Source organism: Paenibacillus sp. FSL F4-0122, from assembly GCF_038002845.1.
GTDB classification, from domain to species: Bacteria; Bacillota; Bacilli; order Paenibacillales; family Paenibacillaceae; genus Paenibacillus_AQ; species Paenibacillus_AQ odorifer.
This window is the reverse complement of the sequence record NZ_JBBODI010000001.1, coordinates 5,738,531-5,761,225: the sequence shown is the minus strand read 5'-3', so window position 1 is coordinate 5,761,225 and position 22,695 is coordinate 5,738,531. Positions and strand designations below refer to the sequence as shown.

Annotated in this window: 12 protein-coding genes and 1 pseudogene; 11 read left to right on the top strand and 2 right to left on the bottom strand. The window is 43.8% G+C overall.

Going from position 1 to position 22,695, the window contains the following annotated elements:
* The first annotated feature begins 5 nt into the window (after positions 1-5).
* The 4 genes from MHH49_RS25200 to MHH49_RS31265 all read left to right on the top strand — a co-directional run bounded on the left by MHH49_RS25200 (position 6) and on the right by MHH49_RS31265 (position 7,593).
* Positions 6-1,214 carry a GDSL-type esterase/lipase family protein gene (locus MHH49_RS25200; protein WP_341138586.1) on the top strand — a complete coding sequence of 403 codons (1,209 nt, stop codon included), beginning with the start codon at positions 6-8 and terminating at the stop codon, positions 1,212-1,214.
* 296 nt (positions 1,215-1,510) lie between these two features.
* Entirely contained in the window at positions 1,511-7,117 is a 5,607-nt protein-coding gene (locus tag MHH49_RS25195; protein WP_341031548.1) for a golvesin C-terminal-like domain-containing protein, read from the top strand.
* Positions 7,118-7,229: 112 nt separating this feature from the next.
* Positions 7,230-7,403, top strand: coding sequence for a hypothetical protein (locus MHH49_RS25190; protein WP_162164256.1), 174 nt, complete (start codon positions 7,230-7,232; stop codon positions 7,401-7,403).
* Complete coding sequence (locus MHH49_RS31265) at positions 7,390-7,593, top strand: ATP-binding cassette domain-containing protein (RefSeq protein ID WP_076141262.1); 204 nt, start codon at positions 7,390-7,392, stop codon at positions 7,591-7,593. Before MHH49_RS25190 ends, MHH49_RS31265 begins: the two co-directional genes overlap by 14 nt.
* Before the next feature lie 116 nt (positions 7,594-7,709).
* Here the strand turns inward: MHH49_RS31265 and MHH49_RS25185 are convergent, their stop codons facing one another.
* Both MHH49_RS25185 and MHH49_RS25180 read right to left on the bottom strand, forming a co-directional pair.
* Positions 7,710-8,426: a galactose-binding domain-containing protein gene (locus MHH49_RS25185; protein ID WP_249267696.1), complete on the bottom strand. Its 717-nt coding sequence runs from the start codon at positions 8,424-8,426 to the stop codon at positions 7,710-7,712.
* Positions 8,403-9,551, bottom strand: a pseudogene (locus MHH49_RS25180) (glycosyl hydrolase family 8); the annotation flags it as partial. The gene MHH49_RS25185 and the pseudogene MHH49_RS25180, both read right to left, overlap by 24 nt.
* Positions 9,552-10,525: 974 nt before the next feature.
* On the opposite strand from MHH49_RS25180, the gene MHH49_RS25175 reads away from it, so the two are divergent.
* The 7 genes from MHH49_RS25175 (at position 10,526) to MHH49_RS25145 (ending at position 22,592) form a co-directional block, all read left to right on the top strand.
* Positions 10,526-11,467, top strand: a complete 942-nt coding sequence (locus tag MHH49_RS25175) for a hypothetical protein (RefSeq protein WP_076316449.1) — start codon at positions 10,526-10,528, stop codon at positions 11,465-11,467.
* 108 nt (positions 11,468-11,575) lie between these two features.
* Entirely contained in the window at positions 11,576-18,373 is a 6,798-nt protein-coding gene (locus MHH49_RS25170) for a putative Ig domain-containing protein (RefSeq protein WP_341138585.1), read from the top strand.
* A gap of 202 nt (positions 18,374-18,575) precedes the next feature.
* A complete protein-coding gene (locus tag MHH49_RS25165; protein ID WP_341138584.1) occupies positions 18,576-19,253 on the top strand; it encodes a response regulator transcription factor in 678 nt (225 codons plus the stop codon).
* Complete coding sequence (locus tag MHH49_RS25160) at positions 19,250-20,266, top strand: sensor histidine kinase (protein WP_341138583.1); 1,017 nt, start codon at positions 19,250-19,252, stop codon at positions 20,264-20,266. The genes MHH49_RS25165 and MHH49_RS25160 overlap by 4 nt, the downstream gene beginning before the upstream one ends.
* A gap of 87 nt (positions 20,267-20,353) precedes the next feature.
* A complete protein-coding gene (locus MHH49_RS25155; RefSeq protein ID WP_076223719.1) occupies positions 20,354-21,067 on the top strand; it encodes an ABC transporter ATP-binding protein in 714 nt (237 codons plus the stop codon).
* Positions 21,064-21,837 (top strand): ABC transporter permease, encoded by a 774-nt coding sequence (locus tag MHH49_RS25150; protein WP_076099117.1) that lies wholly within the window; start codon positions 21,064-21,066, stop codon positions 21,835-21,837. Before MHH49_RS25155 ends, MHH49_RS25150 begins: the two co-directional genes overlap by 4 nt.
* A complete protein-coding gene (locus tag MHH49_RS25145) occupies positions 21,834-22,592 on the top strand; it encodes an ABC transporter permease (protein ID WP_076099116.1) in 759 nt (252 codons plus the stop codon). The genes MHH49_RS25150 and MHH49_RS25145 overlap by 4 nt, the downstream gene beginning before the upstream one ends.
* The last annotated feature ends 103 nt before the right edge of the window (positions 22,593-22,695 follow it).

Genomic DNA, 22,695 nt, shown 5'->3' with positions numbered 1-22,695 from the left:
TCACGATGAAGGAATTATTCCCTCGTAAAGGGCTCCCCAATATAATTCAAAAATTGGAAAATGGGGATACCGTAACAATCGTCTATTTCGGCGGCAGTAATACACGTTCTGAAGGCTACAGGGTCATGACGGCGGATTGGCTTCGTAAGCAATATCCTAAGGCGGATATCCGCTCTGTGAATGCAGGCATTGATGGGACAGGATCGGATTTGGGCTGTGCCCGTTTGGAGACAGATGTACTGCGTCATCGGCCTGATCTAGTATTTGTTGAATTTGTTGGTAACGATGGCGGCGATCCCGAATCCAAGGCGCGTATCGAAGGGATTGTCCGTCAGATCCGCAAGCGGAACCGGTTTACCGATATCCTGTTCGTTTATACGCTGAAGGAGCGGGATGTGGCCTTATTTCAGTCTGGGGAATACCAGAAGGGGGCTATAATGCAAGAGGAAGTGGCCGACTATTACGGCATTCCTTCGATTCATCTAGGCGTAGAGGTCAGTCACTTGGTGTCGGAGGGAAAACTCGTTTTTACCTCAAGGGAAGACGTGTCCATTTCCGGAGCCGTTGTTTTTACGCATGATTCGATCCATCCGACTATTCCTGAAGGACACCAGATTTACACGGATACGATCACCCGGTCATTTGAGAAAATTAGAGAACTTCAAGATCATCCGGGAAGGTCAGTACATCACTTACCTCAGAATCCGTTGGTTCCGGCTAATCCTTGGGAGTATGCGACCATGCTGTCACTGGATAGTCTTACCGATTTTTCCGCAGGATGGTCTTACATGACTCCGGATGATTGTGCTTTAGTGCGCGAGTACAATTGGTTGTTCCCCGGCCTATGGCGAGCAGTCGATCCTGGAGAGGCTATCACGGTGCAGTTCGAGGGAACCCATATCGGATTATTCGATATCGGGGGGCCTGATTCTGGCAGATTGAAGGTGTCGGTGGATGGTGGAGAACCCTTTATTGTCGATCGATTCACACTACACAACGATCATAATCGTAATCAGTATGTATTCTTGCCAGAGCTCCCGAATGGGAAACATACAGTTCGCTTCGAAGTCGATACCGAAAACACAGACAAAGCGGCTGTGTTTGAGGCATGCGGAAATGAACGAAGTATTGAGCATGTTCGGCAGCATCCAGATTGGTATGATCAAACGGTGATCCAGCTTGGGAAATTGTTATTGGTGCAGCCGCCATTATAATTAATCTAAAGGTTTTATCCAATTGAAAGACCTATTTCATACTGACTGCAGTTGAGCGGCCAGTTATGATGTAGGTCTCTTTTTTAAAGGAAGACAAAGTCGTTTCTTCTTGCTTAAAATCTTATAAGAAATTCTTGAAATCAAAGAAATTTCACAGTTCTGTGACATGCTATGATAAAAACGACGGAGCGGGATTAGCCAGAAGGATACGGCTGATCGCTTCTTTATGATCTTCGAACAAAGGAGGGTTTTATTATTTTGAAAGCGTTATCAACTTAAGGGAGGCTGTGAGTTGTATGATAAAAAGGAAGCTGTTTTTCTTAATCGTTTTCATCGTGACGATATTAGTTCCTTTCAGCCTAGACGGAATAAGGACCGCTTATGCAGAGACCTTACCGTATAAGACGATTATCATCGATGACGGGAGCATCACGATCAATGATGTTGTGACACCTGATGTGGGTAACGAGAACAACGGATATTTGGCACCGAATTGGACCACAAGTACAGGGGTGAAGGGGTATGATAACTCCAGTTCCAAATATACGAGTACAGCAGGCAGAACGATATCATGGAATCCACGATTGGAAGCGGGAACGGCGAGAATTTCGTTATACAAGCTTAACTGGGAAGATAAAGCAGATAGCAATGTGAAAATTGAAATCGTCCACAATGGAACGACGGATGTTCTTTTTATGGATTTGAGACCTTCATTTGGCGCTTCTGTGGGATGGGTTGATTTGGGAGAGTACTATTTTTCCGGAGTGGGTAACGAATTCGTTAGATTAACTCGGTCTACCAGCACAACCAGCACGATACTTACTCGTGCAGATGCGGTCAAGTTCGAAGGTAATATTCAGCAAAAAGAACCTCATAAGACGATCATCATTGATGATGGAAGCATCACGATTGATGATGTCGTCACCACTGATGTAAATAACGCAAATAACGGATTCTCCACTCCTGATTGGACTACAAGTACGGGAGTGAAGGGATATAATAATTCCAGTTCCAAATTTACCGATGCAGTAGGAAGAAGCATCACATGGAATCCGCGATTAGAAGCAGGGACGGCGAAAATTTCATTCAACAAGCTTGATTGGGCGGACAAAGCAGACAGTAATGTTAAAATCGAAATTGTTCACAATGGGATTACGGATGTCATGTTTATGGATCTGAGACCCTCGTCGGGACCATCGGCCGGATGGGTTGATTTGGGGTCATATTATTTCAGTGGTGATGATAGCGAATTTGTCAGACTGACTCGAACACAACCTACGACCGGAAAGATCATTACGCGGGCCGATGCGGTCAAATTTGAAGGGAATATCCGGCAGCAGGCTCCCCCGTTGCCTCCGCTGCGCAGCCGTACATTGGCGAATCTCAGTTACACGGAAAAAGGCAGCATCGAGAATGACGGCTATAAAGCAACCTTCTATGAAGCAGCTTGGGATGGTGGCAAATCCATCGTTCGTGATTTGTTCTACAAGGACGCGGATACGGAGAACTGGGTACCTGTCAATAATGTATCAGAAAGACTTGAAGAACAATGGGTCTTATTGGATGGGAATGCGGGGAGTCGTACCAATTACTACGATACGATGAACAAACACTGGATTACATTCGACGAGATCGACTTCCCCGACAGCCACACGGCGATATTAACCGATTCATCACATGAAAGCGATTACGATTTACAAGTGAACTGGTCTATGTCAGGGGACAAACCTGATGTTTCCTTCGCCTTTACACCTCGCAGGGATGGCAATTATGTAATCGGTTATCAGTCCTTCACAACAGAGCAAATCTCAGGTGTCAATGAAGTGTTAAATGGTTTCAGATCACACGCCAAAATGGTAGGTTCAGTGGAATCAACAAGCTTAAGGGAACTGAGCGCTCCGATGAGTCTGGTTGAGAAGAATGACGGTTCGGGGAATCCATTGACGTATGGGGTATTTGTTCCGTCGGATGAGCTTCCGGTTGAATTTGAACCGACGGGAGGTGTTACGAAGCAAAGGCTCGGCATGAGCCTTGTCAACAACGAAGGCAGCGTGCAGCCAATCTTGTATGCTCCTCAATTAGGGACCTATTCGCAAATGAACGCAGAAAGCACTTATCAATTTCATATGGGACTAATCGCTCAAAAAAGCAATTTGTATGAGTCCTACGCGGATATTCTTCGCAAAGAGTACGGTTATTCTGCATACCGTGAGAATGTATCAGATCAGTCGCTTACTGACGCGATGTTCAATATGATCGATTTACTTAAGATAGAGCCGCAAGGAGATGACTCTGTTGATTATGTCCCGTCACCCAGCGGGTGGTGGAGCCGTGCCAAGGGCTTCATTGACATCGAAAACGAGGATAGCGTTCGAACAAGCTCGAATGCGGTTCTTTTGGGGGCTTACTATTTGACTGGGGATGACCAGCTTTACGATACGAGAGCATTGCCGTCCGTCCAGTATGGCTTATCGCGAAATGGCATAGGTTGGTCGCCGACGCAGAAGCCAGTATACGGTGTGCCGTCGTTATGGAAAATGGCAACCTTGCCGTTTGATTTTTCAAGCGTAGCCGCTGTCAATCAGATGATGGGTACTTCGGCAGGAATTGGGGCGCTAGCACAGGAAGAGTACCTCGTGCGTGATCCTGACCAGAAAGACCGCGGTCCTGTCATTCAGCCCCTGATGATGTATCGTATGACGGGAGATGCGCATTATTTACAGGCTGCCAAGGATGCAGCCGACAGCTATATCATGCAGCATATTGATACGCCTGCATCTGTTAATGTGAGTAAAAATGAGTTCATTTATTATTATAGCAAGCTGTGGATGGAGATCTTGGAGCTTTACGAGGAAACTCAGGATCCCAAATACTTGAATGCTGCTTATAAGGAAGCCAAACGGTATGCAACGATGTTCGTTGCTCGTCCGGTTCCTGAAGGTGCCGTTACGATTCCGCAGCCTGAGACGTATAATTACGCGGAGTCGTTCCATTGGCCGGAAAGTGGTAAATATCAATATCCTCGGATCAAGCTCCCAGAAGATGTAGCCGGAGGCGTACAAGCGGATAGTGAGCTTGTTTCTCCCAATGGATTGACGTTTGAAGCGGGAAGTACAACTGGCTATTATCGGATGAATGCTCAGGAAGCTCCATTCATGCTGAGATTGTCGCTCTATACAGGTGATACACTGCTGCAGGATATTGCTCATAATGCGGTTATTGGTCGGTATTCCAGTTATCCAGGTTATTACTATAAGGGCTTCGCCGTTAGCCAACTTGAACCAGAGTTTCCTCTGGAAGGCCCAAGCGGGGCTACATCTATCTATTATCACCATATACCGGGACAACTCGGGCAAACGATGGATTATTTGATCAGCGAACAATCGTTGAAATCGAATGGTAGTATTACATTCCCTACTGTATTTGAAACTAATTTTTTATGGTTCAAATATCACCTCTATGGAAATAAACCAGGTCATTTTTACGGTAATTCCGACGTTTGGCTCTGGATGCCCAAGGGGATTATTAAGACCAACCATCCTCAATTGAACTGGATAACGGGAGAGAGCGGGAATAAATTCTACATCGGGTTAAGCAACGAATCGTCAGCTGAAGTCCAGACTCCTATCGAATTGAATGCGCAAATCATTGGGTTCAACCCGGCACAAGATTATACCGTAACCATCATCCGCGACAATGGCACACCAGAGCAAACGGTTATGAGTGGCGGAATCATTCAAGCCACGGTTTCAAGCAAGGGAATAACCGCTATCATTGTAGAAGGACTCAACATTGATGTGCCGCTGCACCAGGTCAGAACTGCTGATACATCGGAGGCAAGCTATTTCTTCGATATCCACAGCCCTATAGATGCGGTTAAAGGTATGCTGATCGTCAAGCCCGACGAAACGGCCTATGATGCTTATGTGCAGGCAAAAACGACAAAACCAGCGACGATCCATTATTCCTTGGATGGCGGGGCGACGTATACGACGATTCCAGATACGATTTATCCGATGGAATGGTCGATACGGGTAAACGATTTATCCCAAACCTTCACTTATTATGTGGAATCGGACGGGAAACAGACTCGCAAGCGGACACTCTATTTGCCTGATCAGGTACAAGAAACTCCGGTTCAACCGGATTGGCAGAAGGGTTCATCGATCATTGTGGATAATACGGAGGCGGAGACAGAAGGCGTCTGGATACGGGATACAACCGCTAACGACTATTACTATGATAACTATGTGTACGCCAAATCGGCTGCCGGCACAGCGACAAGCAGAATTAAATGGCAGCCTGAGCTGCCGGAAAGTGTTACTTACAGTGTGTATTACAAGCTTCCGCAAATAACCGCTACAAGTGAAAATTGGGCAACGAATGCCTCATTTACCGTTTATTATAGTGGAGGCTCCGAGACGGTTACCGTTGATGAGACAACGGCCAATGGGACTTGGGTGCACCTGGGAGATTATCCTTTTGCAGCAGGCGATAGCGGATATGTCGAGTTAACCAATAAGGCCAACAAGTCACGGGTAGTTGCCGATGCGATGATGTGGGTCGATCCAAACAGTATGCCGCAATTGGAGTCTGTGGTGATCCTGTCGGATCGGAGTGAACTGCAAATGACTCAAACCGCACAACTAAGCGTGACCGGCTATTTGGATAACGGTCTGATTGGTGATCTATCACAGGCAAATGTGCAATATTTCGTTGATCGAACCGATCTGGCTGAAGTGGACAGTAGCGGTATGTTGACCCTTCTAAGTCTCGACGGAGAAACGGATCATATTGAGGTATGGGCCACTGTAACGATTGACGGGGTGACCTTAACAACGCCGTCTTTGACAATTGCGATCAGGGACTTAACGGTTATTGTCGACAGCACGAATACGACTGGGTTATACACGACAGAAGGATCTTGGAGCCAAAGCAATTTAGCCGGATACAAAATTGGGGTTAAGTCCCGTTACTCTACCGTGCAAGGATCATCAGCGACGTGGAAAGGCCAGTTCCCAGAGGGGAAATATACGGTCTCCATCTACAAGCTCGTCCATACGACGGCAAACGATAATTATGTCAAAGTAGAAGTGAAGCATCAGTCGGTTACCGAGGTCACGTATATTGATGCAACCGTCGGCTCCTCAGGTTGGGTTAATCTAGGAACGTTCGACTTTACTGGAGACGGCAGCGAGTATGTTCGTCTAACCAGGGTTACTCCGACAACGGTAGATCCGCCAACTCTACCTGCCGATATGATTTATACGAGGGCTGATGCAGTCAAGTTCGAACGGCATTCCGTTAGCCCGGAATTGCTTGCAAATGGGGTGCCAGGTAAACCGGCACTTTCGAATAATAGCGGTGTTGCCACAGGCATAAATGATGGCAATTACGAAGTTACGATGAATATGTGGTGGGGAAACAATGGCTCACTGTATAAGTTGTACGAGAATGGCCAATTGATCCAAACGAAGTCACTGGCCGATGTTTCGCCTGCTGCCCAGACTTCCATTATTCCTATTCAAGGAAAGCCGAATGGAACCTATGTGTATACATGTGAGTTATCGAATTTGTATGGAACGACTTCATGTGATCCACACACCGTCACCGTGACTGAGGCGAATCCCGGCAAACCTGTGTTGTCTAGTGACAACTGGGATCAAGATGGGGACTATAACATTACTGCTAATATGTGGTGGGGCACGAACGCAGCACAATATCGATTATATGAAAATGGCGAACTCATTGAAACGCAATCTTTATCTTCACAAACACCAAGTGCTCAATCGGCCATTACACAAATCTCAGGGAAAACTCCTGGCATTTATCAATATCACTGTGAGTTTATGAATGGAAGTGGAACTACGGAAAGTGATACTATACAGATTATTGTAAAATAAACCTATGAGCTGAGTGGATGAGAACGATCCATTCGGCTTTTTATTTCTAGGAATTTAGTATTGAATTATGCAAATCACTTGTAAAACGATGATGTAAGAAGACAGTACATTTTTGGAACATATGCCGGAGCATCCGATCGTATTTAATCTAATCTTTCAAAGCTCACAACTGGGTGATATTTACACGATACTGCTCATGCTAGATCAGCAGGGCGATTTCAGCCAACCGTATTATTTTGAACGTGAGATGTGCCAGATTAAAAAATATAACTATGTGCATCCTTGAAAAATCAATTACGGCTTTGATCGGCCCCTCCGGTTGCTGGAAATCAACCTTGTTGCGAACGATAAATCGAATAAATGATCAAGATCAGGATATGAGAGTGGAGGGAGGCATCCAGATTTCGGGATATTTAATCTTTAATAAAGAGATACGAGCAAATGTCGCAATGGAAATGGTTCTTATTCTCCTATAATCGAAATGAAGTCCATATAGCTGCACATCCAGTGATAATACGGTTTATAGAACCGTCGCTACCCTAAGCAAAAGTAACAAAGCCTGACGGATTCATATCCGCCAGGCTTTGTTCAATTAAGAGCCGTAAACCTCGAAATCGAATATTGAATATCCGTATACGGTCCCTCTAGCAGTACACAGCACTCTGACGTAACGTCCGCTATTTGCGGTAAATGTAATATCGTCAATAGAACCATTACCGGTCGTTGTTACGTAAGTATCCGTCCATGTTGTTGCGTCGTTAGACACCTGAACTTTGTAGCCTTTAGCGTAAGCATCTTCCCAATTCAACTTGACGCGGTTCACACTTTGGGTTGCACCCAGATCGACGTAAATCCATTCATTGTTGCTTCCTTCCATGCTCGCCCAACGGGTAGTGGAGTTGCCGTCTGTTGCCTTGGAAGCTTCAAATCCTGCACCTTCGATAGAGCTGGCTACCGCTGTCTTACCTAGCGCAAGGTTGGTGTTGTCAGGAGAAGTTGCACTTGTAGTTGCTGTTGCGGTATTGCTGTTAGCAGACAGGTTGCCTGCGGCATCGACAGCTTTCACCGTATAGCTGTAAGCTGTCGATGCGGTAAGTCCGGTATCGCTGAAGGATGTGTCTGTAGGTGCGCCTACTTCCACGCCGCCACGGAAAACCCGATAGCCTGTTACACCGACATTATCTGTGGAAGCAGTCCAACTCAGATTAATTTGGCTGCTTGAAGCTGCTGTTGCGGTCAGATTCGTTGGATCCGAGGGAGCTTGTGCATCCGCTGCACTGTAGGTAGGCTTCCACCAGTTCCCCGAGATGAACAGTAGGTTCAGCATGTTAAAGGAGTCGCTAAAGTAACTTTCCTTTTTGTTCTTCATCCAGTCCCAACCGGCATTGACCCAAGCTTGATGCGTGCTGGTAGTCGTCGCTGCGGAGATGAAAGGCGCTACGAATACCGCTGTTGCATAAGTACCGCGATTCGAACCGTTCAGTTGGTAACCATCCTTCACATTGTTCGGATTGTTGCCTGTTTTTCCTTTGATCCATACCACCATTTTATTAGCGATATCCTTACCGCGGGTATCTCCGTACAAGGCGTAATCCATTACGATCCGAAGTGGTACACGGCTTGCATTGTAGTTGTATTCATTTGTTTCAGGGAACTCTTCCAAATAGTTTGGGGGAGCCGGCTTAGGCGGGTTGCCTACCACGAAGTCCGATATCAGACCTGTGCTAGACGAATAAGCTGCTGTAAATTGGCTGTATACGTTATACAGATTGTTGATGACATTTAGCCAAGTTGAATCTCCAGTTACTTCATTGAAAGCCCGTAGATGGCTGAGCATCCAGTCGGAGGGACGGGTATTCAAGGCGCTCTTCGTATCCCAGTCACCAAGGTTCAGCCTGTTGTTAGTTGTCACATTGCTAAGCTTAATAGCGCCAATCATCTTTTTGGCTTCAGCCAAATAATTGATCGTTCCGGTCGAGCCCCATTGGCGATCAGCTAGAATAAGGGAGTAAGCGATATCGAGGTCCCCGTCTGTTGCCGAACCGAAGTGCCCTTGAGCCCCAGTACTATCTGCTACTACCCATCCCATCAGGTTCGGGTTGTTAGAGCTCTTGAACGCTCTAGCCGTTTTGAACAAACCGTCATAGATTGTTCTAGAATTCGTATCGTAACCGGCCATAAGCACGGTAATGACCATACCGTATCCTTGGCCTTCCGATGTGCCTAGCGGATCGAAGCCGTCCGCTTCGCCAGTAATGTCACCTTTTACATAGTATCCTCCAGGCAGCGAGGACAGGTTGTTTTTAAGATAAGTAGCCTTCCAGTAGTCATAGTAGGAAGCTACTGAACTGTTCAACGAGGATTGACTGACGTGGTTTGGTTTAATGATACCCGGATAGCTGACTTGTTGAGGAAACGGTTTCAATTCACCCGCTCCATGAGCTTTTGGTTGAAGCGGTGCAGGTGCGGCTAATGTCGATAGAAGTATAACCGCCGAAAGCATAACAAGTAACATCACTTTCATTGTGCCTGAGGTCGATTTCAATGAGTACATAAAAATTCCTCCTTAAGTGATGGTTAGTTTAATTAACGTCAATGAATTCTCCTTCCCTATAGAATGATCTCCAAAGTAAAACGCTTAACAATAAGTGCTACACACGCTTATAATGTTTAAGCGCTTTAACTTTAGGGCGGAAGTGACATTTACTTATATGCTGAAAAAGATTTGGAGATACGTGCTTCCTTAGGGAATCATCGCATCCTCAACGTTACTATTAACACTTTCATTGTGCCCGAGGTCGATTTCAATGAGTGCACAAAAATTTCTCCTTAAGTGACGGTTTTTAATTAACGTCAATGAATCCTCCTTCCCTATAGTCTGATCTCCAAAGTAACACGCTTAACAATAGATGTTATTTAAGCCTATAAAGTTTAAGCGCTTTAACTTTAGGGCGGAAGTGACACTTCACTTATATGCTAAAGAGATTTGAAGATATGCGCTTCAATAGGAAATCACCGCATCCTCAAAGTCACTTTTCACCTACAGGCTACAAATTACTAGCCAAACAGCATTACTTATTCACAAATGTATCACAACTATTTTCGCCGTGTCTAGGTGTTTTTAATAAAATTTAAAAATTAACATACACAAATAAAAGCGATTACATCAAACGACAGTTCCTTTATATGATATTGATCCCCTAGCACACGCTTAAAAGCGATCCAGGACTGTTTTTTATAAGTCAAATTTGTTCTAATTCAGTCTAAATAAGCGCTTACATTAGGGGGTGGCTAAACTTACAATAATGTCTAACCATTTAAATTTGGGAACTTCTCCTGCAACGGGGAAGAATTTCACTGTCATGGCTTTCATGCAAAGCTAGGTTGAATATTGGAAAGGGGGCTGTCATGGGGATTACAAGACGAAAACCAACAGTGATTATCTTGTTTACCGCTCTGATTGTTCTTGCTTTACTCATGTTGGGCTTAACTAACAAAAAGGCGGAGCTGCCTGAAAACTGGATATTTACAGTAGATGGATATGCCGTAACAGAGGAAGAATTTCATTTCTATGTAACAGAGCAAAGAGCTGTAACAGCAGACTATTTCTTCAGATCTTATGGGGCTCAAGTAGATGAGGGCTTCTGGACACGTAAATACGGCAAAAATCATGAAACCCCCTCTGAATACGCCAAAAATTCTGCGATGACTGCATTGCTAAAAACCAAGCAGGAGCAATTTATTGCAGATGAGCGGGGGATCGCCCCTTATAAAAGCTTTGATGAGCTAGAATCCGACATGGATGATGAAAATGTTAAGCGAGCTAAGATGGATGATTCAGGAGAGACATACTATGGGCTGCCTCAGTTTGATTTATATCAATACATGCAATATTTAAGTGGCGCCCGTTGGCCGGATTTGGTAGAAACCCAGGTTAAGAAAACGAAAATGAGCAACGCGGAGTTACAAGTTGAGTATGCATCAAAAAGTGCGGAATATACTCGTGTTGCTGATAAATTAACGGCTGCGTTAGCGACAACGGGGCAGGCCAAGGAAGAGAAAGTGCTAAATCGTTTGGATATATCCAAAGAAGATACCGAGTCTCTTAAGTTCTGGGAGTCATTAGCTGCTGCTTCTGTAGGTGAGACAGTAATCGGTAAATATATGGACGAGGATGTCATTGCCACATTAATCACAAAACCGGAAATCACCAAGCTTAAACTGGAAGAAGTGAAAGATTCCATTATATACGAATGGGCGGAATCTGACTTGCGAGCGTTAATTACAAATACGAATAAATTGAAGATCGTGTATAACGGTAATCGATTCAGTGAATTAGTAGTGAACTAGAATAGTTAGTTTTTAAGTTTATAAAAATCTATGTCTATTGAGATTTCCATAGATACAGATTTTTTATAAAGTATAAATTTATTAATTTCAAAGGGAGGAAATTTTGGAATGATACGATCGAAATGGATGCAAAAAGCTTTGTCGATAGTTACGGCAACAACGTTGGCATTCCCTGGTCTGTTCGGCTTGGCGCCTTCATCTGAAGTATTAGCTGCGGGAGGGGGCGAATCTTTTGACTCCGTTGTACTAGAATTGACACAAGCCGCAGGTCAGGCAGGCAGGGTAAATCTTTCCTATAAAGGTTCGCCTTTAAGCAGTCTGGTTAAAGGACCGGTTATTGACGAGGTAAGTTATGATTCCAGCAATTCGCATCTTTTAACTGTTAATAATCAGGGTAACATTACTTTATCTAACGGTTATACATTTGCGTCGCCAGGTGCCCCGGGCGTCCCGGTGACAATCACGGCCACGGCAGGTTATTACCCTGACTCAGAAGTGTTATTCATGGAGGACTTCGAGAACAACAATGGTCCGATGACATCTATGAGCAAATTAGGCTCGTCATTCACGCTGTCCGATGCACAGTCCCGCTCTGGATTGAAAGCGATTACACCTTCGGATGATACGAATAATGAAAAGGTAGCCCAAGACGTGGCATTGCCGGCTGGCAGCAATTATAAGATGACGGCATGGTATTTTGACCCGTATCCTAATGAGGAGAAGACTGCGACGGATAGAACGCAATTTGCTATTGTAGATGGCAAAAATGCCACCTTTGCCGGGACATTCTATCAAAGTTCAGAGGCTGATGTTATTCATAACCCGACGAAATATTCTTGGGCTTATGAACCATCATCAGCGGGTACAGCAGGCAACCGTTGGAAAGATAGCGGGGCTTTACGTTCCACAGGCTGGCATAAATTCGAGTGGCTTATTACACCGAATGGTGCGACGTTACAAATAGACGGAACATTAATATCCGATTCAGCGCAAAGTGATATTTACAAAGCTATGAAGAGTGGTACAACCATTCAGCCTAAAATAGCTGGAGGATGGAATAGCCAGTCAGGGAACAAAGCTTATATTAAAAATAAACATCTAATTGACGATTTTTATGTTGTAAAAGATGTGGCTACAACAACAGGTACCAGAACATTAACAGTGAATTTGGTACCTCCCGGCGGATTGCCAAATTTAGAAATAATCACTCAGCCAACAAGGGCAGAAGTGAAACAAAGTGAGACAGCAACATTTAGCATTACGGCATCAGCCGCTGCTACTGCTTATCAATGGTATGTATCTGATGACGAAACTGGCTTGAGCGGGACAAAAGTCAGCGGAGCTGATAAGGCAGTATTAACACTTTCCAATGTGGACGCAGCTTCACAACAAGGCAATTTTTATTATTGCGAAGTGTCCTCGGCAGAGGGAGTTGTGGTGAAATCCCATGCTGTACCGTTGTTGATAACCACCAATACGCAGGTGAATGCACCAATTAATCCAACGCTTGACTCGGATACGGGTATTTATAATGGCGCTTCCAATTACGGCGATACCCTTGTAACACTGTTCAAAGACGGTGGACCTGTTGGTTATTATTTATCGAAAAATGGGGGGCCCGACCAGCCTAACAATCATGAAAGGCATCATGTTCTGCCCTATGCAAGGGCACTGGGAGTGGGCAACTACACTGTTACAGCTATTGTCATAAATAATGCGGGAGATATCAGTGAAGAAGTTGCAGCATCCGGAATATTGAAAATCGAGAAATTGCCTTCACCGGCAAATGCCAGATGGAACGGCACATACGCTACATGGGATCGCGTCGCTAACGCATCTGCCTATTCGGTTCAACTCTTCAGTAATGGAGTGGTTAATGGAAGCCCGATTGCAGCGACAAGCAATGATACGGCTTTGTCTCCGACTTTAAACGATACCTTTAAAGTAAAGGCAAACGGCAATGCAACGTCACGATTCTTGGACTCTGATGAATCAGGGGAGAGTGCACAATATTCAGCGAACATTGTGCTAATTCGCCAGAACGATACATTACGGGCAGGGGATAGAACGCGGTTAATTGTTGACACAGCTGATGTGTTCGTTGCTGATAACATCAGCTTCAGTCCGGCGGATCAAGACAAGAATAAGATTGAAGTTGATGATGCCGGATTCGTGACGGTTAAGAAAGGTTATATTCCGACAGGGAACGAAGAAGTTACTGTACATGTGAGCGTTGATTACTTCAATAAGGCTGACACTAAATTTTACGATGGATTTGAAGGGGAGAAGAAATTTTCAAATGGTGCGAACGGATATATTCACAGCGATGTGATGTCCCGTACCGGAGGAAAGGCCGCGACATCAAGCGGCGCCGGTCAGGTGGCGACTGTTCCAGGTACCTATAATTACGCCCCTGCAACCGGTAAGACAACAATCGTTACTGCTTGGTACTATGATGATGGCAGAGCGGCTTCCAATGACCACGCTGTCTTTGGCTTAACCCCATCGTCCAATGAACATATCGCAATAAATTATGGCAATGGAGATGGTGACTGGACGGCAAATCTGACCAATTACGCAGTCAGACCTGGTTCATCCGGGAGATTCTATCCTGTAGATGTCCAGCGAAGTGAAGGCTGGCATAAATTTCAATGGTTCGTTACATCAACAGGAACAACCTATAAAATCGATGGACAAGACATTCAAAGGCAAACAACAGCTGGCGGAAATTTTGATACTCCAGTTAAGAACAATATTTCCAAGATCGATGCATTGCAGCTTGCTACGAACTGGGGCAACAAGGCTGGAACGGTTAAGGATATACAGAACAGGCACTTTATCGATGACGTATATGTTATCGATAGTGGAATAACAGCCCAAACCGGAACATCTTCTATTACGCTAAAGCTTTTGCCCAAAGAGTATAGCCACTTGGAAGACAGCACATATGTTATGGGTCTGGACGACTATAATATCACCGTAAATCCTGATTTAGCAGATCTAGCTGGAGTGGAGATCGGCGCTGTAACACTGCAGCGGGATGTGGATTATACGGTTAGCGGTAATGTATTGAAAATTAACAAAGAATCATTCGCAAGAAATAATATCGTACCGGGGAAATATACCGTTAGACTTGATCTGTATCCTGCCGAAATCACATTCGAGTTGAACATTGTACCCCTTGAAGTCCGTGATTATTATTTCTCCAATAACGGTGACGATCATGCAGATGGACGCACACCGGCTACAGCATGGAAATCAATCTCCAAAATTAATGAATATGTATTTATGCCAGGTTCAACTATTTATCTGGATGCGAATAGCGTATGGAATGAACAAATCAGACTGCGTGGCAATGGTGAGGAAGGAAATCCGATTACGCTTACAAAATATAATACGACCGACCCTAACCAACGCCCGGTAATTAATGGTGGAGGAACAGCGTCGAGCCCATCTGGCATTTCCTTAAACGGTACCATTGAGTTATATGACGTTAACTATTGGACTGTCAGTGGAATTGAAGTAACGAACATCGGCAATGCGGCAGGTGACGGCCGTTCCGGTATCGCTGTAATGTCACGGATTTCCAAGCTGGGACAAGGTCAGTTTAATATTCAAGATTATGCTGATGCTCGTATGCAAGGAATCGTCATTCGAGATAACTATGTTCATGATGTTAATGGGCTGCACCAAGCAAATGGAGCAAGTAAGGTATCCGGCGGCATCATTATTAATGGTTATATAGATATATTGGTTGAAGGCAACAAAACCCTTCGTTGTGATAACGAAGGTATTCGCAATAATGCCTACGGGCCAAGCAATCCAGGGACTAATAACACAGGCATTACTTGGAGTAACTCAAGCTATCCTTGGGCATCCAACGCTGTGTTTAGAAACAACTGGGTTTCTAGTTCGGTTGGAGATGGCATTGTCATGTCCGGCGGGAACAACTCCCTTGTGGAACGAAATGTGGTCACAGACAACGGTTATAGCTATTTAAGCGATAAGAGCGGCAATCTGGTTACGAACTGGGGTCCAAATAATACAACACCAACATATCTAGGTTCGCAAAACTATGCAGCAGCGTGGATTATGGCAAGTAAAGGCACCATCTTCCGCTATAATGAAGCTGTGGATAACCCTTATCATGCAAGTAATGACGGTATGGCTTGGGACATTGACAACTATTGTCAGGACAATGTGTATGAATACAATTACAGCCGAAATAACTATGGTGGTTGGTACTTACAGATGAACGCTGCCAAGGGCAATATCGTTCGCTATAATATTAGCGTGAACGACGGCCGCAGCCCCGATTTTAACAAGAGCTTTAACAGTCTAATATTGCTTGCAGGAGGTTCTTCAACGAGCGAGGAATTAAGTGGCTTATACTATAACAATGTTATCGTCACGCCATTGAAGAATAGCAGTTCTTTAGTATTTGACCCGACAGCCTCCAACTTGCACATTTATTTCCAAAATAATATATTTGCCTACACTGGGGCAAACAACCAGGTTGGTCTGAAAGGCGGGGGAACATCAGCTCCATTTGCAGCCGGACGTTTTACGAACAACATTGTATATCCGGCTAATCTTTTTGGCAGCATGAACGCAGGTGGAGGCGGATATCTAGGTGCAGGCGTAACAGCAACAGACAACCGCTATGTAACGGAAGAGGAACTAAATTCTATATTAAATGATTATAAATCTGCGCCGGAACATTGGATTACCAACAGCGGAACAGTGGATGCCAAGCTTGATTACAGTGCGATGAACGGGTTCCGTCTTGCTGATGGTAATAACCTGGCCTATGGTGCAGGTGCCGAGATTGTAAGCCCATATGTGGATCGGGCGAACGCTCTGCCTCATATGACGGAGAGAACAGACTTCTTCGGCAATCCACTTAGCGGAAGAACGCCTTCCATCGGCGCGCACAACCCTTATGCGGTAACTTTTGATTCCAATGGTGGCAGCGAAGTTGCGATGAAGTTCGCTGATATGGGCGGGACAATTACCGAGCCAACAGCGCCGACAAAAGAAAAGACTGTTTTCGGCGGATGGTATCAAGATACAGGATTAAACGATGCCTGGAATTTCGTTGCTGATCCTGTTACAAGGGATATTGGATTATATGCGAAATGGGTTGAAGACGCAGGTACGGCACCAACGATTACGACGAATTCGCTTGCGGATGGCAAGGTCGGACAACCTTATTCGGCAGTTCTTACGACTGAAGGCGATAAGCCGATCAAATGGGCCGTTGTAGAGGGTCAATTACCATCAGGATTGAGCTTGGATGAAGATGCAGGTGTTATCTCTGGTACACCGGATCAGTGGGGTCAATTTACGTTCAAAGTTCAAGCAAATAATGACGCAGGCAGTGACACAAAACCGTTCAATATAGTGATCACTGAAGATGTCTCAGTTGACACAGCTCCGGGGATTATCACTAAGAATTTGCCAAACGGCAAAGTTGGACAACCGTATACGATAACACTAGCGGTATATGGCAGCGAACCGATTACTTGGAAGGTCCAGGGAGGAGATTTTCCAGTAGATTTGAACCTAGATGAAGCAACAGGCGTTATCTCGGGTACGCCTCAAGAGACAGGATATTACGAATTCACTGTTGCAGCAACGAATGACTTTGGTATAGATGAGCGAGTATTGAGCATCGAGATTAAAGAGGATAAGCCAGTTGTTACAGCTCCGGAGATTATCACTAAGAATTTGCCAAACGGCAAAGTTGGACAACCGTATACGGTAACATTAGCAGTATACGGCGACGAACCGATTACTTGGACAGTAAGCGATAATTATTTACCTTTTGGGTTGAATTTAGAAGGAGCTACGGGTGTTATTTCAGGCGTGCCTACTGAGGCGGGAACTTACAAATTCAGTATTACGGCTTCCAATCATGCTGGCATGGATACGATAGAGTTAACTATTGTAATTACTACAAATGACAGTGGTGGCAATAATGGCAATAACAATGGCGGCAATTCAAATGGCCACAGCAGTACGCCGGCTCCTTCGCCAGAGTTATCAGTAGCGGATCGTATGGATGCTACAATCAAAGAGCAGCTGAAGAAGGGCAATTCCATTGCATTGACGATGTCAGCCGGAAAAGATGAGCTTGAAGTTCAAAGCGAAACGATCGGTGCGATTATTAAAGCTGACAAACCGCTAATCGTTACGAATGACACCTTATCTGTGGAATTGTCCGCTGAATTGTTGAAGCAATTGAATACAGGAAAGCGGATGAAGGTTGTCATTAAACCTGTAGATGAAAGAGACGGAGCTATAGGGCGGAGATATGAATTAAAGATCTTCGTGGATGGCCGGGAAATAACGGATTATACAGGGCTTATACCCGTAACCTTCGATCTGTCAAAAGAGAAGTTGTCGACAAACGATCTTAGCATCTTATGCGGTGTCATGCTTCGATTGAACGGTAACATGGAGCGTTTAGGCGGCAACTATGACCATGAGACAGGTAAATTTACCTTCAAGGCAAAAGGACTAGGCTATATCTTCGTTACAGCCAAGCCTGAACCTGTGAAATTGGAATTCACTTTAGGGAAGACAGGGTATAAATTAAACGGAATCGAAATGAGTATGGATGTTGCTTCGATGGTAGTTAAAGGCAGAACGTTAGTCCCACTGCGCTTCGTTGCCGAGAGCTTAGGAGCAAATGTAAGCTGGGATAACGTTACGAAAACCGTAATGATTACCTTGAAAGGTCAGACTTTGTCGATTAAGATCGGTGAACTTGCACCAGGAATGGATGTAGCAGCTGAACTTGTAAACGGTCGTACTATGCTCCCATTACGTTTCATTGCTGAGTATTTTGGTGCAAATCTATTCTTCGATAATACTTCGAAATCTATTAGTATCATGAAGTAGTATTTCCTAAAATTAGCAGCTACGCTCGAAACCCTCTAACATGCACTGCTATGTTAGAGGGTTTTCTAGTGTGCGCCCGGCATGGACGATAACTTGGCGGTGAAAGTCCGCACGAACAATAAAATTGTCTTAACTGGAAACAATTCTTTAGATTGTGTTAATCTGTCTAATAGTGAACTCGATTTTGAGAGAGGGATGTTACTTGAAAAGAAACGTGTTATATATTGAAGACAATGAGAAGATAGGCAGTTGGGTAAAGGAAGAATTGGAACAACGAGGATTTTCAGTACAGTGGCTGCTTTCTGGTGAAGGAGCTGAAAAAGTAGTAAATCAGCATAAAATTGTTATTTTGGATATTATGTTACCCGGTTTAGATGGATTTACTGTGGGAAAACGATTAAAAAAGGCAGCTCCTGCTGTTCCTATTTTGCTGTTAACTGCTCGAACATCGATAGATGATAAGGTAGAAGGGTTACAATTTGCTGATGACTATTTAACGAAACCATTCCATACGGATGAATTAGTGGCAAGATTAGAAGTACTAATCCGTCGAAAGGGCGGAACACATTCCGAACGTATTTCATTAGGGAAATATATTGAAGTAGATCCAGAAGTTCAAATGGTATTTGACAAACACACAGGAGAAGAAATTATATTGACAGGGAAACAACATCATATTTTGATGTACTTCTTACGCCACCCTAATCAAGTTTTACCAAAAGAACAAATTTATGAAGCCATTTGGGAAGAAGCTTATATCACAGGTGATAAAACATTAATGGTACATATTCATCGACTGCGTCAAAAGCTGGAACGTCATCCAGACTCCCCAGAGATTATTGAAACGTTGAAGGGAATAGGCTATCGGGTGAAACTATGAAACAGACTAAATCATTATTTCGTCGTTTTCTAAAAGGACATTTTCTATTTATCTTTTTACCTCCGATCATACTTATTTTCTTATCTGCGTTCATTGAGTCTCCTTTTAATGAAGAAGAGCTGAATGAGTTAAATTATTTTTACGTTGTACTTCTTTTGTTTGGTTTTATTATTGTCGCATTTGTGGTAATCTCTTGGATTTTCTTCTTGAGACTTCGTAAACGTCTTAACCGCTTACAGGATGTCATGTCATTTTCCGCTAATCATAATTCATTTCCTAAACCAATAGTTGTTCAAAGTGATCGTATGGATGAAATAGACCAGTTAGGCAGTTCTTTTAATTGGATGATTCAACAGCTTGAAGACAGTCGCAAGCGAGAACATGAAGAGGAATTGTTACGACATCGACTCATCGCGAATTTATCTCACGACTTACGAACACCGCTTACCATTTTGAGAGGACATGTCACCCGATTAAATAAAGAATCATTGAGTCTAGAAGGACAAAACTCATTATCAGAGATGAACCATACGATTACTAGAGTCGGAGATCTAATGGATGATTTACTTTCCTATACATTGCTTACATCAGGAAAACATCCTTTTGAGCCCACTTCAACAGATATTGGACGTTTAGTAAGAGCATCTGTTGCTGCGTGGTATCCTGTATTTGAAGAAAAAGAAATCCAGATCGAGGTTGATTTACCGACAGAGGCGACTTTTTATTGGGAAGCAGATCCTAAATGGATGACACGGGTTCTTGATAATTTATTTCAGAATATTCTTCGACATGCAGCAGAGGGGAAATATGTAAGCATTGGGGTTGATGTAGAAAAAGAACAGATCATTGTTGCAGACAGAGGTCCAGGTATGGATAACTCATCCTATGAGCGTGGGGCGGGGATTGGTTTATCGACTTCAAATTATATGTTAAAAAAAATGAAACTGAAAGCTGACTTTACATCAAATGAAGATGGCACAAGAGTAGCTATTGGTAGAGAGAGCTTAACCTAAAGTTAACCCAGAAGTAAATAGCAGGATAACCGAGATGTAACTTTGCTTCTTTATAATTAGAACCATAACAGAAGGGAAGTGTTATGGTTGCTTACAATTAATAACTTAGTCAAACATCGCGGAACTGGGGAAATCTTATCAGGTATCAGTTTTAAAGCTAGACCTGGTAGAGTAACTGGTTTTTTAGGTCCAAATGGGGCAGGTAAAAGCTCTACGCTTCGTATCCTGCTTGGGTTAGATCGTGCCACCTCAGGGAGTGCGCTAATCAATGGAAAGCCATTCGCAGAACTACATAATCCTCTAGCAACAGTAGGTGCCGCACTTGATGGATTTGGAGCTCATCGTATGCGAACAGGACGGGCACACTTGCGTTGGATTGCTCGTGCCGCAGGATTGTCTAACTCACGTGTCGAGGAAGTTTTGGAAATAGTAGGTCTTACTAATGCCGCTGGAAAAAGAGTTGGGAAGTATTCTCTTGGTATGGGGAGAAGACTTGGAATTGCAGCTGCGCTGCTTGGTGATCCAAAAATATTGATTTTAGATGAGCCCGTAAACGGGCTCGACCCAGAAGGAATTCGTTGGATTCGGACATTTTTACGTGAACGTGCTAAGTCTGGAAATACGGTGTTATTATCCAGTCATCTAATGGGAGAGCTTGCAGAGACGGTTGATGATGTGGTGATTATTAAGCATGGAACCATCGTTGCAGATGGAACTTTGGAAGAAGTAATAGGTAACTATTCCACGCTAGAGGAAGCCTTTTTTGCCCTGACATCTGAAAATGCAGGTGATGTTGTATGAGGGCATTCAACGCGGAACTATCTAAATTGATCTCCCTGCCAGGCATTTGGCTAGCCTTACTTATTGGAGCATTTGCTCCGGCGGCCATTGCTGCTTTGGACAGCATAGCACAAAAAGAGGAGATTATAGCTGGAGTTAGCACACGGCTATCGGAAGTTGGCTATATCGGGTTAGCTCTTGGTGTGCAAGGTGTTATTATTCTTGGTGTGCTAGCTGTCAGCAGTGAGTATTTGACAGAGAGCAGTGAATCTGGTGGAGGACAACAGATTACAACGAGTTTAACTGTTGTTTCATCCCGAATTCATTTTTTGCTGGCAAAAGCATGCGCTGTGACTGTGATCAGCATACTGCTTTGTATTGCTGCTATTATGACAACTGTGTCAGCAACGCATCTTATTCTTGGTGAATATGCCCCTGCATTTGAATGGTCCAGACTTATCGGTGCAGTTTGTTACTGGACATTCACTGCTCTTCTAGCACTTGGGATTACTTTTCTAACTAAGAATGGCATCATCCCGCTTGCTGTGCTCATAATAAATTCATCCGTTGTATCATTTAGTGTCCTGTTGTATAGGGTTACAAAGTTGGCGTTTTACTTACCAGATAGGGCTGGCGCTGAAATGTTTATGTTTACGGACAACACGTCCACAGGCAGTTTATTCGACGGGTTTCACACCCCCTTCACAGGCGGTTTAGTCATGTTTGCCTGGGTAGTCGTTGTTTTCATTGTTGCAGCTGTTGTATTCCATAGGAGGGATGTAGCAGCATGAGTGTCTCATCTAGTAGAAAGATAACACAAATCCTTGGTGCTGAACTGGATAAATTAGTTACATTACCATTGATATGGCTCACTCTTTTGGTTACATTCCTTCTTAATTTAGGTTTAGCCGCAGCTTTTACTTCTGTTGGTCTACAAGGGGCAGCAGGAACGCAAAATATACTGAATACAGAACTTGCTTCTATGGGATATCTACAAGCAGGGTTCATTATTCTTGGTATATTAGCTACTTGTTCGGAGTATACAGGGGGACAGATTCGAACTACTCTAACTACGGTACCTTGGCGTGGGTTTCAATTATCTACCAAGTATTTGGCCTTGACCATTATAACCATTCCTGCGGCGTCTATTACTATTGCATCAGGTGTACTATATACCTTTATCATGATGAAAGACACAGCAGTAGTGATTGGAATAGACGAAATGAAAAAATCATTAGCAGGTGCAACAGGCTATCTAACTTTAACCACACTTCTCAGTGCAGCTATAGGTGCTTTATTAAGACGAACTACTCCTGCTTTAGTGGTACTGCTTGGCTATTACTTCATTGTCAGTCCATTGTCGAAAGATTTTCTACACAATACTAAATATTTTTTTCCAGATACAGCAGGTTATTATATGTTTATGCCGCCTTCCTCCGATGAAATAAATGTCCTTACACCAATGGAAGGGACAGGTATTTCCATGTTATGGACACTGGTCTTTATTACAGCAGCCATTGTACTTTACCGTAAACGAGATGCCTAACTCTGAACTAGCTGATATGATCATTTAACTAGATCAATATGCAACAAACATTAATGTTTGAATAAAAGATGTTTTTGAGCAATTCAATGAATAAGTATTTCAT

Excerpts from the sequence above, each read along its gene's own strand:
- MHH49_RS25195 (WP_341031548.1), top strand. The coding sequence starts at position 1,511 with ATGATAAAAAGGAAGCTGTTTTTCTTAATCGTTTTCATCGTGACGATA.
- MHH49_RS25150 (WP_076099117.1), top strand. The coding sequence starts at position 21,064 with ATGAGGGCATTCAACGCGGAACTATCTAAATTGATCTCCCTGCCAGGC.
- MHH49_RS25170 (WP_341138585.1), top strand. The coding sequence starts at position 11,576 with ATGATACGATCGAAATGGATGCAAAAAGCTTTGTCGATAGTTACGGCA.
- MHH49_RS25200 (WP_341138586.1), top strand. The coding sequence starts at position 6 with ATGAAGGAATTATTCCCTCGTAAAGGGCTCCCCAATATAATTCAAAAA.
- MHH49_RS31265 (WP_076141262.1), top strand. The coding sequence starts at position 7,390 with ATGTGCATCCTTGAAAAATCAATTACGGCTTTGATCGGCCCCTCCGGT.
- MHH49_RS25145 (WP_076099116.1), top strand. The coding sequence starts at position 21,834 with ATGAGTGTCTCATCTAGTAGAAAGATAACACAAATCCTTGGTGCTGAA.
- MHH49_RS25160 (WP_341138583.1), top strand. The coding sequence starts at position 19,250 with ATGAAACAGACTAAATCATTATTTCGTCGTTTTCTAAAAGGACATTTT.
- MHH49_RS25175 (WP_076316449.1), top strand. The coding sequence starts at position 10,526 with ATGGGGATTACAAGACGAAAACCAACAGTGATTATCTTGTTTACCGCT.